The sequence below is a fragment of the Olleya sp. UBA1516 genome, assembly GCF_002323495.1.
Taxonomy (GTDB): Bacteria; Bacteroidota; Bacteroidia; order Flavobacteriales; family Flavobacteriaceae; genus Olleya.
The window spans coordinates 76,621-91,944 of the sequence record NZ_DCQO01000021.1 but is presented as its reverse complement, the minus strand read 5'-3'; the positions used below and the strand labels follow the sequence as shown (position 1 = coordinate 91,944).

Here is a 15,324-nt window from a genome sequence, read left to right as displayed (position 1 = left end):
GCATTAGATGGAACAGATCCAAATAACTCATGTGAGTATTTAGAGTCAAGCATTACATTACCTCAAGATGAAGTATATCTTGCAGCAGATTGTGATGGAGATGGTGTGACAAATGGTCAAGAAGTTATTGATGGTACAGATGCATTAGATCCTTGTGATTACTTAGCAGGAAATCAAGACATAACTATAGTTTCTGAAGAATGGGAAGCTTTAGATTGTGATGGTGATGGAGTAATTAATGGTACAGAGATATTAGATAGTACAGACCCACAAAACCCATGTGATTTTATTGCAGCAAGTACGACTGTAGCTCAATCTACTGAGTGGTTAAATGGAGATTGTGATAATGATAACGTTCCTAACGGAGTTGAACAATCTGAAGGGGATACTGACGGAGATTCTATACCAGATTATTTGGATACAGATGATGATGGTGATGGAGTGGATACTATCAATGAAGATTATGGTAACACGGATTTTGAAGATGGAGATATAGATCCAACAGGTGATAATGATCCTACTAATGATGATACTGATGGAGATTCTATACTAGATTATTTAGATACAGATGACGATAATGATGGTATACCAACTGAAGATGAGTATCCAGATCCTGACAATAATGGTATTGGATTTGGTGATGATGCAGTCGACAGTGATGGTGACGGTTTACCAGATTATTTAGATGTAAATAACGCATCGCCTCAGGAAGATGATTTAGAGATATTTAATGCTGTTACACCTAATGGCGATGGAGATAATGACGTGTTTATAATTAGAAATATTGAATTATATCCAGAGAATACAGTTAAGATTTATAACAGATGGGGAGTAATTGTTTATGAAACGTCTAGTTATGGTTCTGTAGGAAATTATTTTAATGGTAGATCAAACGGAAGAGTAACAATTCAAGAAGATGAGTTATTACCTGTTGGAACATACTTTTATGTAGTCGAGTATACTGTAGAAGGTGAAACTAAATCTAGAGCAGGATATTTATACCTACAACGATAATAAATCTATAGAGGCAGTGTTAAAGCTGCCTCTTATATAACAAAATAAATTCATACCTTATTTCAAATGAAAAATAAAATTTTAATATTAATAGCTGTATTAAGTTCATTTTATGTAACAGAATTATCTGCGCAACAAGATGCACAATACACACAATATATGTACAATACTTTAAGTATAAATCCAGCATATGCAGGTTCTAGAGATGGACTTAGTGCTTTATTATTGTATCGTACGCAATGGGTAGGATTAGATGGAGCTCCAGATACAGGTAGTTTCAATATCCATTCTCCTTTTGGTGATGAGCAAAATGTCGGGTTAGGTTTATCTGTTGTAAATGATAGGATTGGACCAACGCAAGAAACCTATTTTGATGTGTCATTTTCATACTCTATAAATACATCAGATGAAGGTAGATTATCTTTTGGTTTGAATGGTGGTGGAAGTTTGTTAGATATAAAATATTCGGAATTAAGCTCTTATAATAATGGAGATGTATTATTGCAAAGTGATATTGATAATAAGTTTTCACCTCAAATAGGAGCTGGTGTTTATTATCGTAATTCAGATAAATGGTATTTAGGATTATCAGTACCAAATATACTTGAAACTAAATATTTTGACGATGCTTCTTTATCTCAAGCTTCAGAAAGAATGCACTTTTATTTAATGGGAGGTTATGTTTTTGATATTAATCAGGATTTAAAATTAAAACCAGCTTTTTTAGTTAAACAAGTTTCAGGATCACCTTTACAAGCAGATTTAACTGCAAATGCTTTATATAAAGATAAATTTACAGTTGGATTAGCATACCGTTGGGATGCTGCAGTTAGTGGATTGTTAGGGTATCAGGTATCAGAAAGTTTAATGTTAGGTTTTGGTTATGACAGAGAAGTAACAGATTTAGGTCAGACTAAGTTTGATGCTGGTTCTTTCGAGGTATTTTTAAGATTTGAACCTAGAGATTTAACTAAAATTTTATCACCAAGATTCTTTTAAAACATAGATAACAAAGATTATGAAAAATAGATATATACTTTCTACTTTAATTATTGCACTATCATTTAATCTAACATTTGCTCAAAACGATGGTATTTCTAGTAGTACAGAAAAAAAGTATGATAAATTATCCTATGTTGAAACAACAAAGGAGTTATTAAAGTTAATTGAAAAAGGTAATAAAACACCAGAAGTTTATAAAAAACTAGCTAATTCATATTATTTCAATACCAAAATGGAAGACGCTTCCAAGTGGTATGGTGAAATGTTTAAATTGGATGCAGTAGTTGAGTATGAGTATTATTATAGATATGCGATGAGTTTAAAAGCTATTGGTGACTATGAAGGTGCAAATGCTAATATGAAAGAATTTGCTGCTTTAAAGCCAAATGATTCTAGAGCAATATTATTCTCTAAATCTCCAAACTATCTTGAAACTATCGAATCACTTTCAGGTGATTTTGAATTGGAAAATTTAGATTTAAATTCTCGTTTTTCAGATTTTGGAACCTCTTTTTATAAAGGTGGAATTGTTTTTGCGTCTTCTAGAGGTGACGGTAAATTATATAAATGGAACGAACAACCATTTTTAGATTTATACTATCAAGCCAACGATTCTAGTGCTGTAACTCCTTTATCTACAGCTATAAATACTAAATATCATGAGTCTTCAACATCTTTTACTCACGACGGGAATATCGCATATTTTACTAGAAATAATTATTTTCATGGTAAAGTCAGAAAAAGTAATGAAAAAGTAAATGGATTAAAAATTTTTAAAGCCGAACTTAAAAATGGCGCTTGGTCAAATATAGTTAGTATGCCATTTAATAATGACGATTATAATGTCGCGCATCCAGCCTTAAGCTTAGATGAGTCTAGATTATATTTTGCTAGTGATATGCCAGGTACTCAAGGTAAATCTGATATTTATTATGTAGATATTTTAGAAGATGGTACTTATGGCGAACCAGTAAATTTAGGAGATGCTATCAATACAGAAGGAAGAGAAAATTTTCCATATATAAGTAATAATGGAACACTATATTTCTCATCAGATGGACATCAAGGTCTTGGTGGATTAGATGTATTTATGACTAAGTTAGATGACCCAAGTCAAACAGTTACCAACTTAGGTAAACCGATTAATAGTTCTAGAGACGATTTTGAATTTATAATTGACGAATTTTCAAATATTGGATACCTAACTTCTAATAGATACAATGGTAAAGGAGATGATGATATTTATAAGTTTTCTAGATCATTTTGTACGCAGTTAGTGTCTGGTACAACAGTAGATAAAACAACTAACATTATACTGCCTTACGCAAGTGTTGTTGTTTTAAATGAAAAAGGAGTAGAGGTTCAAAACTTGACATCAGATCAAAATGGTTCCTTTAGTTATGAAGGACCTTGTAACAAGCAAAAATTTAATATTATAGCATCTAAAGATGGTTATACACAATCAGACCAAACGTTTGTTGTTAATCCTAAAAAGAAGGAAGATGTTGTTTTAAAATTAAACTTAACACCTGAAACAACATTACCTGCAGAAGTTGGAATGGATTTAACCGAAGTTTTAAAATTAAATCCAATCTATTTTGATTTTGACAAGTCTAATATAAGACCAGATGCAGAATTAGAGTTAAAAAAGGTAATAGATTACATGAATAAGTATCCAACGGTTAGAATTGATGTACAATCGCATACAGATTCAAGAGCATCAGATGACTATAACTGGGCTTTATCAAATAGAAGAAACGTATCTACCAAACAATACATTATTCAAAAAGGAGGTATTGCGCCAGATAGATTAGAAGGTAAAGGTTACGGAGAAACTATGTTAGTTAATAGATGTAGTAACGGAGTTAAGTGTACCGAAGAAGAACATGATTGGAATAGAAGAAGTAACTTTATAGTTATTAATAGATAATTTCAACCATATTAATATGGAAAAAGCATCTCTTTAGAGATGTTTTTTTTATTAAAATTAACTTAAAACAAAAATTAGCCCAAGTCTAATTATTAACTTTGTTTTTATCAAATATTTTTAATGAAAGAAGAACATGTAATTTTAGTAAACGAGTTTGATGAGCAAATTGGACTAATGCCAAAAATGGAAGCTCATGAAAAAGCATTATTACATCGTGCATTCTCTGTTTTTGTTTTTAATGATAAAAATCAGTTAATGCTACAACAAAGAGCTTTAGGTAAGTATCACTCTCCTGGATTATGGACTAACACATGTTGTAGTCATCAACGTGAAGGAGAAAGCAATTTACAAGCTGGGACAAGACGTTTACAAGAAGAAATGGGTTTTGTAACACAACTTGAAGAAAAAACATCTTTTATCTACAAAGCTCCTTTTGATAATGGTTTAACAGAGCATGAATTGGACCATATTATGGTTGGTTATTATCAAGATCAGCCAATTATTAATAAAGATGAAGTTGAAAGCTGGAAATGGATGTCTTTAGAAGATGTAAAAGCAGATATTCAAAATCAGCCAGAACTATATACAGCTTGGTTTAAAATAATTTTTGATAAGTTTTATCAATTTATAAATATTAGTGATGAAAGTAACAGTCAGTCGTAAAGCCCATTTTAATGCAGCCCATAGATTATATCGTAAAGATTGGTCCATGGAAAAAAATGATGAAATCTTTGGAAAATGTAACAACCCTAATTATCATGGTCATAATTATGAGCTTATAGCTAGTGTTACAGGAGATATTGATCAAGAAACAGGTTTTGTAATTGATGTTAAAATTTTAAAAGACATCATTAAAATGGAAGTAGAAGATGCTTTTGACCATAAAAACCTAAACCTGGATGTTGCGGAGTTTAAAGATTTAAATCCAACAGCAGAAAACATTGTAGTTGTAATTTATAATAAAATCAAAGCCAAATTAAAACAAGGCTTAGACTTGGAAGTAACACTTTACGAGACACCAAGAAACTTTGTAACCTATTCTGGTAAATAACATGCACAAATTAAATAAAGGCTTTAAAGTGGATTTAAATAGTTCTAATTTCGAACTTTAATCGTAGCTTTGCACTTAAATAAATTTTAAAATTATGGCAAATAAAAGAGACCTAAAAAAAGACATTAATTACGTTTTAGGAGATATTATTGAAGCAGTTTACGTTTGGGAATACACAAACACTGATAAAGACAACAAACAAAGTGAAGCGATCATTGATGACGCAATAGTAACTTTTGACGAGCTAATAACTAAGACTAATGCTAAAGACGTTGATAACAAAAAAGCACATTTTAACGCTGTTAAAAAAGAGCTTGAAGATAAGGGGCGTGCATTAATTGAAAGAATTAACAATTTAGGTTAATTTTTTTAAAAAAAAAGCTTGCAGATATCATTAAGAGAGTTATATTTGCAAACTCTTTTGCCGATGTAGCTCAGCTGGCTAGAGCAGCTGATTTGTAATCAGCAGGTCGTGGGTTCGAGTCCCTCCATCGGCTCAAAAAAGCTTCTCTTAATTGAGAAGCTTTTTTTTTGATCTAACATCAAAATTTTAACAATAAAAAAAGCCATCTAAATTTAGATGGCTTTTTTTATATGAAACTATTTTTTCTATTGCTCAGTACGTTTAATTTCGGCAATGTATACTTCTAATTGCTTTCCATATTTCGAGGCTTTAATTTCTGGCGTAAGTACTTTACTAATGGTGTCTAAATAAATAACATTAGCATCATAAATTTCCGAAAGTGCTAAATATGGAGCAACTTCACTATCCTTATGCGTTACAGCAAAATTAGCAGTGTATAAATACTTTCTTTTCTTAAAGCTATTTAATATGGCTTCAGTTTGTTTTAACTTGACAGTGTCTTTGTCTCTTGCTGCTTCAATATATTCTTTAGTTAAGTCTAAATTTTTATTATTAAACTTTCCTATCATACTTAAATACTCTTCTAATACATCATGTTGCTTAGATCCTTTTATTTTAGCATCGTAAGAAAATCCCTTTAAAGTTGTATTAATTTCAGTAATACCTTTATCAGCAAAAAAGGATATCCTATCATCCTCTTTGGTGTTTTTATTTAAATATAAATAAAACATTTCTGGCTCATCTATGTCTGATTGTAACGTAAATTCAGGAGAACCATTAACAACAATAGAGTCTACAGTCACTAAAACAGTATCACTTACCTTTTTTAGGTATATAGTTCCTTTTTTTAATCCTTTTACAGTCCCTTTGACTGTCAATTTATTAGCATCATTTCCGCAAGAAAATAAAGACACCAATACTAATAATGCAATAATTTTTTTCATTTAAAACTTATTTTTAAGGTGGCAAATATCAATTAAAAAACAGAAAAATACTAACCTCCAGAAGCTAATTGCATTAAAATTGTACAACCAATAGCTGCTAAAGTTCCGACAGCATATCCAAATACTGCTAAAAGAACACCAACTGTCGCTAAAGATGGGTGAAAAGCAGAAGCTACAATTGGAGCAGATGCAGCACCACCTACGTTAGCTTGACTTCCAACCGCTAAAAAGAAATAAGGTGCTTTAATAAGTTTTGCAACTCCAATTAAAAGTAATGCATGAATACCCATCCATACAAATCCAATAGCTATAAGACCAACGTTATCAAATATAGAACTAATGTCTATTTTCATTCCAATGGTTGCAACTAAAATATATATAAAAACACTACCAAATTTACTAGCACCTGCACCTTCATAATTTTTAGCTTTAGTAAAAGATAATAATATAGCTACAAGTGTAGCAATACTAATCATCCAGAAAAACGAACTATCTAAAAACGTAAAAGTGTTTTTTAAAGTAGTAGATTCTATTCCCGAAATTATTTCTCCAAAGAAAGGCGCTAAATTGTCAGCACATAAATGTGCCATACTTACAGTTCCAAAAGCTATGGCAGCCAATAACATTAAATCTGTTAAGCTTGGATTACGTTTAACACTTTCAGTAAATGTGGACATTTTATCTTTTAGTGCCTCAATAGAGGATGTATCTGCTTTTAACCATTTATTGATACTAGCGCGTTTTCCAATACCAATAAGTAGGATTGCCATCCATACATTAGCTACAACTATATCAACAAATACCATTTTTCCGTACTCAGTTTGATTATAACCGTAAATTTCTAACATTGCGGTTTGATTAGCACCTCCTCCAATCCAGCTTCCGGCTAAAGTAGATAAACCTCTCCAAACAGCATCAGGACCTATTCCGCCTACTGTGTCAGGTGATATTGTGGCAATTAATAGTATAGCAATTGGTCCACCAATTACAATACCTATTGTACCTGTAAAAAACATGATAAGTGCTTTCCATCCTAAATTAAAAACTGCTTTTAAATCAATGCTTAATGTCATTAAGACTAGTGCTGCAGGTAATAGATATCTACTAGCAACATAATACAAGTTGGTTTTGTGTGCTACTATGTCACCAGTTTTGGTTGTTGTTTCCCATTCTGGGGCAATTAGACCTATGGTTGTTAGTATAGCTGGCAGCATATATGCCATAAACAAGCCAGGAACAATCTTGTAAAATTTTTCCCAGAAACCGCCTTTTAAAGATTCTGTATAAAATATTAAGCCTAAGGCAATCATTAACACTCCAAAAACAATAGTGTCGTTAGTAAATAATGGTTCACTCATAATTTTAATTTATAGATAACGCAAAATAATCAAATAATATGGTTATTAAAACATTTAAAAACAAAGTTTGGCACAGGATTTGTTTAATATAAATTGTAATTATTTATGATGACGTTCTAATACTAGGTGTGGTTACCTAAACAGAAAATAGTAATAATTACATTTGGTTGGTTAGTATGAAAAAGCATCCCTATAAAGGATGCTTTTTCTGTTTTTAATTTTAATAAACCTTTAACACTACAAGATGTTAGTTAGTTTGTTTTGGCACGACAATTGTAATATTAAAAGTGTAATTACTTATGATGACTTTCACACAGGTGTGGTTACCTAAATGAAACGAGTAGTAATTATCATATTTTTGGTTGGTTAGTATGAAAAAGCATCCTTTTTAGGATGCTTTTTCTATTTTATAATGTTTGATAATTTTTATTTGGTTGTAATAAAAGTTATAATACTTGTTAATAAACCATCGGCTAATGGTCTATGCGATTCGTTATAAGATTTAGAATTTTCAAGGTCATCACCTTCAATGGTTACCATAACATGATTCATGTTTTTTATTATTTTTATCGAAGCATCGCTTGCAGCATCTTTTAATAATAAAGCTTCGGTTTCACTAACTTGTAAATCCTTAGTTCCATTTATTACTAATGTTGGTATGTTTAAAGTACCCATTATATCAATTGGATCGTGTTTCATCCAACTCATAAAAAAACGTTGTGTTTCAATATTAAAAATGGATGTTAAAGCTTCAGGATAATCTAATGTAGTTTTTCCTGTTTTTAAAATAGTAAACACGCGTTTTGTATCTTCTGTAAATTGTGGTGCTGTTTTTTCTATTTGTTCTATAATAACACTGTCTATAGTTTGTCCTGCTCCAGCTATGGATATAAAGCCACTAGCTTTATCCTTTGCTGCTAGCATACCAATTAGGCTTCCTTGATCATGTCCTATAATGTATATTTTATTATATAGATTTAGATTTTTAAAATAGTCTAATACTGTACTGGCATCTGTTACAAAATCATCAAAAGATAAATTAGGATCTACGTTGTTTTGTCGTATTTGTTTAACAATACGCTTGTCGTATCTAAAGGTTGCAATGCCACTATTGGTAAGTCCTATTGCTAATTTTTTGATGTTATTAGTTTTTAAAAAGTTTTGATTACCATCTCTATCATTGGGTCCATATCCTGCTATAATTATGGCTAAAGTTGGTTTGTCATCATTTAAAGGTGTTAATAATGTCCCATTTATGTGTTTGTTTACAACGATGTCTTTGGATGTAAACGTTACATCTTGAGCAGTTGCAGTAGATAATATAAAAAACAGAATGATTATAAGTTGTGATTTCATTTTAATGGTTTTAACATGTAAGTCAAATAGGATGCCAAATATTAAATTATGCTATTCAAAGTTACACTTAAAATTTGGTATAAAAATTATGTTTGAAAGGATTTTGTAATGTGTTTTTAATCGATTTTTGGTGTGTTTTAATCGATGAATGTTAAAATTTAGTGCATTTCATCGATTTATAATGTTTTTTATCGTTTTGCTTTGAGATAAGCTTTATGTTTGTCTTGTGCTAGAAATTACATACTTTTAGTTCAATGGATTAATTAATTAATATTTGCATTGTTAGGTTAGTTTGGATAATCTAAATTAATTTAACACAAAATGCCAAATAGCAAAAAGCCAAGGTTGAGGGACCTTGGCTTTTATGTTTTTAATACTTTTTATTTTATGATTCTAAAAGTTAAATTAATTCTAGGCATTATTTGTTTTTTGGTTTTAGCAATCTGATGTAACCAATGATGTTGCGTGCTACCCTTCATTAATAATAAACTACCATGCTCTAATAATAGTTTTTGCTTTAATGATTTGTCCGTTTTATGTTTGAGATTAAAATATCGTGCTTCGCCAAAACTAACAGAGGCAATTATAGGATTTATTCCTAAAGATTTTTCGTCATCAGCATGCCAACCATTGCTGTCCTGACCATCTCTGTATAAATTTGCTAAGCATGTAGTAAAGTTTATGTTTGCTATAGTTTCTACTCTTTTTTTTATTTCGCTTAAAGCGGAAGTAAAGCCATGTGGATGCATGGTAATATTGGAATAACTATAGGGTTTGTTATTGGTGCTAAATAAAGCAGTTAATCTGGGTTGTGCATGCGTTTTTCCAAATAAAGTAATGTTATCTTGTTGCCAAGGGATGTCATTAAATAGCAAATCGTAATAATTGGAAGCTTCGTTTATGTCAAAAAAATTAGGAAAATAACTAATCTCAGCATCTGGCAAATTAAGTTTGATTTCTTCTGTAAAAAGCATTTCTTAAAATTTTAAATACCAAAATGCCCAATACATTAGCCCAAATTGTAACGGAAGACGTAATAACAAGATCCATTTTGGTAGTCCAGCCGAAGCTTTTTTTTCAGTTAACATATATATGTGGACCATTAAAAATAAAAGCAACATTAATATTATACCATAAATTGAAATAGCTTTTAATGCAGGAATGCAGACTGTTATACCTAAAACTATTTCTGCAATACCACTTAAATTAACTAGTAGTTTATGATTTGGTAAGTATCTTGGCATGATGCGTAAATACATTTTAGGTTTAATAAAATGCATAACACCTGCAAACACATAAATTGCTCCCATTAAATATAGATGCCAAGGATAGGTCATAATTAGTTTTTTATTTTATAAATTTAGCCTATAAAATTTAAATCATGAAGTATAATTTAGCGCTTTTACTAACATTTTTTACAACTATTAGTATTGCACAATTAAGGGATGGATTTGTCTATGCTCAAGATATAATTCAAGATTTAGATGTAGAGTTAAGGTATTGTAATGATGATAATTTTGTAGGAGAGCAAATTGATGGTTACAATAAAGAGGTTGTGATTATGACAACATTAGCAGCTAAAGCTTTAAAAAATGTACAAGATACCCTTAAAAAAAAGGGCTTAGGTTTAAAAATTTATGACGCTTATAGACCACAACAAGCGGTAAACCATTTTGTAAGATGGGCAAAACAAGTTAATGATACCTTAAAAAAGCAAGAGTATTATCCAAATGTAGATAAAAAAAATCTTTTTAGTCAAGGTTATATTGCCTCCAAATCTAGACATAGTAGCGGAAGCACAATAGATTTGACAATTATAAATTTAAAGACAGGAAAAGTTTTAGACATGGGTAGTCCTTATGATTTTTTTGGTCCAGAATCTTGGGTAAGTAATACTAAATTGACATCAAAACAGCAGGAAAATAGACAACTATTACAACACGTCATGTTGACAAATGGCTTTAGAAATTACCCAAAAGAATGGTGGCATTTTACCTTAAAAGGAGAGCCTTTTAAAAATCAATATTTTGATTTTCCGGTAGAGTAAAGTTTAAACATGTTGATCTACCAAAATCTGGTTACCATCAGGATCTAATACCATAAAGCTTGCAGGACCTTTTGTGTTAGTGTCAGCTTCAGTAATAAAAGAAATATTATTATCTTTTAATTGTTTTTGTATGGACCTAACATCATCAAAATCTTTTAACGGATTAGCGTTTTCATCCCAACCAGGATTAAACGTGATAATATTTTTATCAAACATACCCTGAAAAAGTCCTATTAAAGCATTTCCATTTTTCATTATTAAATAATTTTGTTCAAGTTGTCCACCAAAAACTGTAAAACCTAAAGTCTCGTAAAATTGTTTGGACGCAGTAATATCTTTTACTGCTATACTTATTGAAAAGGCACCTAAAGTCATTGCAAATTTATATTGGTTAGTATAGGCTAAAGTTATAATTTTTTTATGGGTTTGTAGTGTAATGTCATTATTAGAAATAAAAAAAGCCACAACGTTAATTGTGGCTTTTTTTATAAAATATATAAAGGTTAAGCTTTTTTAGCTTTAACAGATATTTTTATTTCAACATCATCCTTAATTAGTTTATCTCCTAATGAAGCAGCAACATCATCGCTTGTTGCAGAGTTGTACATAATGTTCCATTCTGTTCTATCTAAAGTAAATGTGTCACTTGTAATTGTAACATCATCACCATTTACAGCTACTAAAGCAGGAAAAGTAATGTTTTTCTTAATTCCTTTTAGTGTTAAGTTACCGCTAATATTGTTTCCTTCTACTTTTGTAATTTCAAATGCAGCAGTACCAAATTGTGCTACATCAAAAAAGTCTTCGCTTTTTAAATGACCTACTAGATTTGCGTTAGCTTCTTCAGTTTCAGGAATGTCAGTACATTTAATAGTGTTAATGTCAAACATAAAGTTTCCACCAACTAATTTGTCTCCTTCAAACTCAGCAACTCCAGTTGATACATTAATAGTACCTTCATGTCCACCAACAATTTTGTTAGCTTTCCATATAATCATAGAGTTGTCAGCATCTGCTTTATATTTAGCAGCTTCTGTGTTTTCAGCTACAGCTTCAACTTCACCTGTTTTTGCTTCCTTAGCATCACTTTTACAAGCAACAACACTTAATCCAACGATGGCTACTGCAAAAAGGTTTAATACAATTTTTTTCATGATATAAAATTTTAGTTTTAGTGATTTAAAGCGCAAATATATAAATAATCTTCCATGGAAACTAATTATTTGTTTATTAAAAAAAAACAATGACATTTTGACATTTTTAATAGTAATGGCAGTACTTTTGCCATCCCAATTACAGTATTTTAAATTAAGTACAATAATGAGCAAGAAAAGCAACAACGAAACAAACATAGAAGAAGAAATTAATTCTACTTCAAATCAAGCAGAACAAGCAACAACACAAGAAGAGGTTGCAGAAGAGTTATCTGTGGAAGAGCAGTTAAAGGCTGATTTACAACAAGAAAAAGATAAATTTTTACGTCTTTTTGCCGAGTTTGAAAATTATAAAAAGCGTACCTCTAGAGAGCGTATTGAATTGTTTCAAACTGCAAGTAAGGATGTCATGGTATCTATGTTACCAATTTTAGATGATTTTGAACGCGCTTTATTACACATCGACGATGACAAAGAAGCAGAAGAAATGCGTAAAGGTGTCTTATTAATTTATAACAAATTATTACAGACATTACAACAAAAAGGATTGTCTCAATTAGAAGTTAGAGCAGGTGATGTGTTTAATGCAGATCATCATGAAGCGATAACACAAATACCAGCACCTACTGAAGACTTAAAAGGTAAGATTGTAGACGTTATAGAAAAAGGTTATAAACTAGGCGAAACTGTTATACGTTTTCCAAAAGTAATAATCGGACAATAAATTAAATATGGCTAAAAGAGATTTTTACGAAATATTAGGTATAAATAAATCAGCATCTCAAGCTGAAATTAAAAAAGCGTACCGTAAAAAGGCAATCGAGTTTCATCCTGACAAAAATCCTGATGATAAGGATGCTGAGTCTAAATTTAAAGAAGCAGCAGAAGCCTATGAGGTATTAAGTGACGACAATAAAAAAGCACGTTACGACCAATTTGGACACCAAGCTTTTGAAGGTGGTGGTGGAGGCTACAGTGGTGGCGGAATGAACATGGACGATATTTTTAGCCAATTTGGTGACATCTTTGGAGGTGGAGGTTTCTCTGGTTTTGGAGGTGGCTTCGGTGGAGGTGGAGGACAACGTCGCGTTAAAGGTAGTAACCTACGTGTACGTCTTAAACTTACTCTAGAAGAAATTGCTAATGGTGTTGAAAAGAAAATTAAAGTAAAACGTAAAGTTCAGGCACCAGGTACCACATATAAAACGTGTAATACGTGTAATGGAGCTGGTCAAGTGACTAGAGTTACAAACACAATTTTAGGTCGTATGCAAACAGCTGCACCATGTCCAACATGTAGTGGAGCAGGACAAATAATAGATAAAAAACCTAGTGAAGCTGATGCACAAGGTATGATTGCTAAAGAAGAAACTATTCCAGTTAATATACCAGCAGGAGTAGTAGACGGAATGCAACTTAAAGTATCAGGAAAAGGTAACGAAGCACCAGGTAATGGTGTGTCTGGAGACTTACTTGTAGCAATAGAGGAAGAAGCACATGAGTCTTTACAACGTGAAGGCGATAATTTACATTACGATTTATACGTAAGCTTACCTGATGCAATCCTAGGGAACTCAAAAGAAATTGACACAGTTACCGGAAAAGTACGTATCAAGATAGAAGCAGGTATGCAATCTGGTAAAATATTACGCTTACGCGGAAAAGGTATTCCTAGTATTAATGGTTACGGTAAAGGAGATTTATTAGTACACGTTAACGTATGGACACCAAAAACATTAAACAAAAAACAAAAAGAGTTTTTTGAAAGTATGAAAGAGGACGAACACTTTTCTCCTAAGCCAGAGCGCAGTGATAAGTCATTTTTTGAAAAAGTAAAAGACATGTTTTCGTAACAAAAAGCATAAACTAAATTTTAAAAGCTCACATTTTGTGAGCTTTTTTTTGCTTTTTGTTTAACTATTTAAATCATTTAACATCTTATTTAATAAAAAATAGTATATTTGGTTTATCGCTAGCCTAGCTAGTGATAATTTTTCTTTTTCATAGCAATTTTTTCCCATCCTTTATTTATTTAGAGGGTGGGTTTTGTTTTATATAAAAAGATATTTCTTCCTTTAAGTTAAAAATACCTAAATCAGTAATGTTACTATTTTAACATTTTCTATATTTACAACTAAAGCTAGTGTTAGCTTAACTAATCAATCTTAAAAAATAACGATGAATAACCTTTTAGAGGTGCACCAAGTATCTAAAAAATTTGGAGACTTTACAGCACTAAATAATGTGTCTATTACTGTTCCAAAGGGTAGTATTTTTGGTTTGCTTGGTCCAAATGGAGCAGGAAAAACAACTTTAATTAGAGTCATTAACCAAATAACAATGCCAGATTCTGGACATGTTTTGTTGGATGGAGAAGCTTTAAAAAATCACCACGTAAAAGATATTGGCTATTTACCGGAAGAGCGTGGATTATATAAATCCATGAAAGTTGGCGAGCAAGCTTTGTACTTAGCACAATTAAAAGGTATGCAAAAAGCAGAAGCTAAAAAACGCCTTAAAATGTGGTTTGAACGTTTAGAGATTGGAGACTGGTGGAATAAAAAAATACAGGAATTGTCCAAAGGTATGGCACAAAAAATTCAGTTTGTGGTTACTGTCCTGCATGAACCCAAATTATTGATTTTTGACGAGCCATTTTCTGGGTTTGATCCAATTAATGCAAATTTAATAAAAGATGAGATTTTAAGACTAAGAGATGAAGGTGCAACCGTAATTTTTTCTACACATCGTATGGAGTCGGTAGAGGAGTTGTGTGACCAAATAGCCTTAATACATAAATCTAACAAAGTATTAGATGGTAACCTAATGGATATAAAACGCCAATATAAAAGCAATACTTTTCAAATTGGTATAAATCCAAACAATGGTAATTTAGAACAAGAGTTAGCAAGTAAATTTAGTGTGACACCAGCCGAATTTAAAACATTAGAAAACGACTTAAAACTTAATATTAAATTATCTAAAAACGAGTCGGCTAATGACCTATTAAGCTACCTGACTAGTAAAGGACAGATTTCTCACTTTGTAGAAGTTATTCCAAGTGCCAACGATATTTTTATTCAAACAGTAAAGAATAACTAACC

17 protein-coding genes and 1 tRNA gene are annotated in these 15,324 nt (G+C 31.2%); 11 read left to right on the top strand and 7 right to left on the bottom strand.

Annotation, left to right across the window (positions count from 1 at the left end):
- From B2989_RS14205 to B2989_RS14175, 7 genes are all read left to right on the top strand, one after another.
- Nucleotides 1-1,014 (top strand): gliding motility-associated C-terminal domain-containing protein (locus B2989_RS14205; protein WP_292949747.1); only part of this gene is annotated, 1,014 nt, incomplete at its 5' end.
- A 66-nt stretch (nt 1,015-1,080) separates the two neighbouring features.
- Complete coding sequence (locus B2989_RS14200) at nt 1,081-2,013, top strand: PorP/SprF family type IX secretion system membrane protein (RefSeq protein ID WP_292949745.1); 933 nt, start codon at nt 1,081-1,083, stop codon at nt 2,011-2,013.
- Between the two features lie 19 nt (nt 2,014-2,032).
- Nucleotides 2,033-3,946, top strand: coding sequence for an OmpA family protein (locus tag B2989_RS14195; protein ID WP_292949743.1), 1,914 nt, complete (start codon nt 2,033-2,035; stop codon nt 3,944-3,946).
- A 120-nt stretch (nt 3,947-4,066) separates the two neighbouring features.
- Complete coding sequence (idi, locus tag B2989_RS14190) at nt 4,067-4,609, top strand: isopentenyl-diphosphate Delta-isomerase (RefSeq protein ID WP_292949741.1); 543 nt, start codon at nt 4,067-4,069, stop codon at nt 4,607-4,609.
- Nucleotides 4,587-4,997, top strand: coding sequence for a 6-pyruvoyl trahydropterin synthase family protein (locus tag B2989_RS14185; protein WP_292949739.1), 411 nt, complete (start codon nt 4,587-4,589; stop codon nt 4,995-4,997). Before idi ends, B2989_RS14185 begins: the two co-directional genes overlap by 23 nt.
- A 94-nt stretch (nt 4,998-5,091) precedes the next feature.
- Nucleotides 5,092-5,361: a hypothetical protein gene (locus tag B2989_RS14180; protein WP_292949737.1), complete on the top strand. Its 270-nt coding sequence runs from the start codon at nt 5,092-5,094 to the stop codon at nt 5,359-5,361.
- A 59-nt stretch (nt 5,362-5,420) separates the two neighbouring features.
- A tRNA-Thr gene (locus B2989_RS14175) sits at nt 5,421-5,494 on the top strand.
- A gap of 112 nt (nt 5,495-5,606) precedes the next feature.
- Here B2989_RS14175 and B2989_RS14170 read toward each other — a convergent pair.
- From B2989_RS14170 to B2989_RS14150, 5 genes are all read right to left on the bottom strand, one after another.
- Nucleotides 5,607-6,305, bottom strand: a complete 699-nt coding sequence (locus tag B2989_RS14170) for a DUF4369 domain-containing protein (RefSeq protein ID WP_292949735.1) — start codon at nt 6,303-6,305, stop codon at nt 5,607-5,609.
- Between the two features lie 50 nt (nt 6,306-6,355).
- Nucleotides 6,356-7,663, bottom strand: a complete 1,308-nt coding sequence (locus B2989_RS14165) for a DUF819 domain-containing protein (protein WP_292949733.1) — start codon at nt 7,661-7,663, stop codon at nt 6,356-6,358.
- Between the two features lie 426 nt (nt 7,664-8,089).
- Nucleotides 8,090-9,019: an alpha/beta hydrolase gene (locus B2989_RS14160; RefSeq protein WP_292949731.1), complete on the bottom strand. Its 930-nt coding sequence runs from the start codon at nt 9,017-9,019 to the stop codon at nt 8,090-8,092.
- A 380-nt stretch (nt 9,020-9,399) separates the two neighbouring features.
- A complete protein-coding gene (locus B2989_RS14155) occupies nt 9,400-9,993 on the bottom strand; it encodes an alpha-ketoglutarate-dependent dioxygenase AlkB family protein (RefSeq protein ID WP_292949729.1) in 594 nt (197 codons plus the stop codon).
- 3 nt (nt 9,994-9,996) lie between these two features.
- On the bottom strand, nt 9,997-10,356 hold the full coding sequence (locus B2989_RS14150) for a DoxX family protein (RefSeq protein ID WP_292949727.1): 360 nt from the start codon (nt 10,354-10,356) through the stop codon (nt 9,997-9,999).
- Nucleotides 10,357-10,400: 44 nt separating this feature from the next.
- Between B2989_RS14150 and B2989_RS14145 the strand changes: the two genes are divergently transcribed.
- Nucleotides 10,401-11,066 (top strand): M15 family metallopeptidase, encoded by a 666-nt coding sequence (locus B2989_RS14145; protein WP_292949725.1) that lies wholly within the window; start codon nt 10,401-10,403, stop codon nt 11,064-11,066.
- A gap of 3 nt (nt 11,067-11,069) precedes the next feature.
- Here B2989_RS14145 and B2989_RS14140 read toward each other — a convergent pair whose 3' ends face one another.
- A complete protein-coding gene (locus tag B2989_RS14140; protein WP_292949758.1) occupies nt 11,070-11,441 on the bottom strand; it encodes a VOC family protein in 372 nt (123 codons plus the stop codon).
- 128 nt (nt 11,442-11,569) lie between these two features.
- The gene (locus tag B2989_RS14135; RefSeq protein WP_292949723.1) at nt 11,570-12,220 is read right to left on the bottom strand and encodes a YceI family protein; all 651 of its coding nucleotides are present in this window, start codon (nt 12,218-12,220) and stop codon (nt 11,570-11,572) included.
- Between the two features lie 166 nt (nt 12,221-12,386).
- On the opposite strand from B2989_RS14135, the gene B2989_RS14130 reads away from it, so the two are divergent.
- The 3 genes from B2989_RS14130 to B2989_RS14120 all read left to right on the top strand — a co-directional run bounded on the left by B2989_RS14130 (nt 12,387) and on the right by B2989_RS14120 (nt 15,322).
- Nucleotides 12,387-12,944, top strand: a complete 558-nt coding sequence (locus B2989_RS14130; RefSeq protein WP_145002482.1) for a nucleotide exchange factor GrpE — start codon at nt 12,387-12,389, stop codon at nt 12,942-12,944.
- A gap of 7 nt (nt 12,945-12,951) precedes the next feature.
- Entirely contained in the window at nt 12,952-14,073 is a 1,122-nt protein-coding gene (dnaJ, locus tag B2989_RS14125) for a molecular chaperone DnaJ (protein WP_191100984.1), read from the top strand.
- 325 nt (nt 14,074-14,398) lie between these two features.
- The gene (locus tag B2989_RS14120; RefSeq protein WP_292949718.1) at nt 14,399-15,322 is read left to right on the top strand and encodes an ABC transporter ATP-binding protein; all 924 of its coding nucleotides are present in this window, start codon (nt 14,399-14,401) and stop codon (nt 15,320-15,322) included.
- Nucleotides 15,323-15,324: the final 2 nt, after the last annotated feature.

What these genes read in the sequence shown, in the direction of transcription:
- B2989_RS14200 (WP_292949745.1), top strand. Translation starts at nt 1,081, where the DNA reads ATGAAAAATAAAATTTTAATATTAATAGCTGTATTAAGTTCATTTTAT.
- B2989_RS14195 (WP_292949743.1), top strand. Translation starts at nt 2,033, where the DNA reads ATGAAAAATAGATATATACTTTCTACTTTAATTATTGCACTATCATTT.
- idi (WP_292949741.1), top strand. Translation starts at nt 4,067, where the DNA reads ATGAAAGAAGAACATGTAATTTTAGTAAACGAGTTTGATGAGCAAATT.
- B2989_RS14185 (WP_292949739.1), top strand. Translation starts at nt 4,587, where the DNA reads ATGAAAGTAACAGTCAGTCGTAAAGCCCATTTTAATGCAGCCCATAGA.
- B2989_RS14180 (WP_292949737.1), top strand. Translation starts at nt 5,092, where the DNA reads ATGGCAAATAAAAGAGACCTAAAAAAAGACATTAATTACGTTTTAGGA.
- B2989_RS14170 (WP_292949735.1), bottom strand. Translation starts at nt 6,305, where the DNA reads ATGAAAAAAATTATTGCATTATTAGTATTGGTGTCTTTATTTTCTTGC.
- B2989_RS14165 (WP_292949733.1), bottom strand. Translation starts at nt 7,663, where the DNA reads ATGAGTGAACCATTATTTACTAACGACACTATTGTTTTTGGAGTGTTA.
- B2989_RS14160 (WP_292949731.1), bottom strand. Translation starts at nt 9,019, where the DNA reads ATGAAATCACAACTTATAATCATTCTGTTTTTTATATTATCTACTGCA.
- B2989_RS14155 (WP_292949729.1), bottom strand. Translation starts at nt 9,993, where the DNA reads ATGCTTTTTACAGAAGAAATCAAACTTAATTTGCCAGATGCTGAGATT.
- B2989_RS14150 (WP_292949727.1), bottom strand. Translation starts at nt 10,356, where the DNA reads ATGACCTATCCTTGGCATCTATATTTAATGGGAGCAATTTATGTGTTT.
- B2989_RS14145 (WP_292949725.1), top strand. Translation starts at nt 10,401, where the DNA reads ATGAAGTATAATTTAGCGCTTTTACTAACATTTTTTACAACTATTAGT.
- B2989_RS14140 (WP_292949758.1), bottom strand. Translation starts at nt 11,441, where the DNA reads ATGACTTTAGGTGCCTTTTCAATAAGTATAGCAGTAAAAGATATTACT.
- B2989_RS14135 (WP_292949723.1), bottom strand. Translation starts at nt 12,220, where the DNA reads ATGAAAAAAATTGTATTAAACCTTTTTGCAGTAGCCATCGTTGGATTA.
- B2989_RS14130 (WP_145002482.1), top strand. Translation starts at nt 12,387, where the DNA reads ATGAGCAAGAAAAGCAACAACGAAACAAACATAGAAGAAGAAATTAAT.
- dnaJ (WP_191100984.1), top strand. Translation starts at nt 12,952, where the DNA reads ATGGCTAAAAGAGATTTTTACGAAATATTAGGTATAAATAAATCAGCA.
- B2989_RS14120 (WP_292949718.1), top strand. Translation starts at nt 14,399, where the DNA reads ATGAATAACCTTTTAGAGGTGCACCAAGTATCTAAAAAATTTGGAGAC.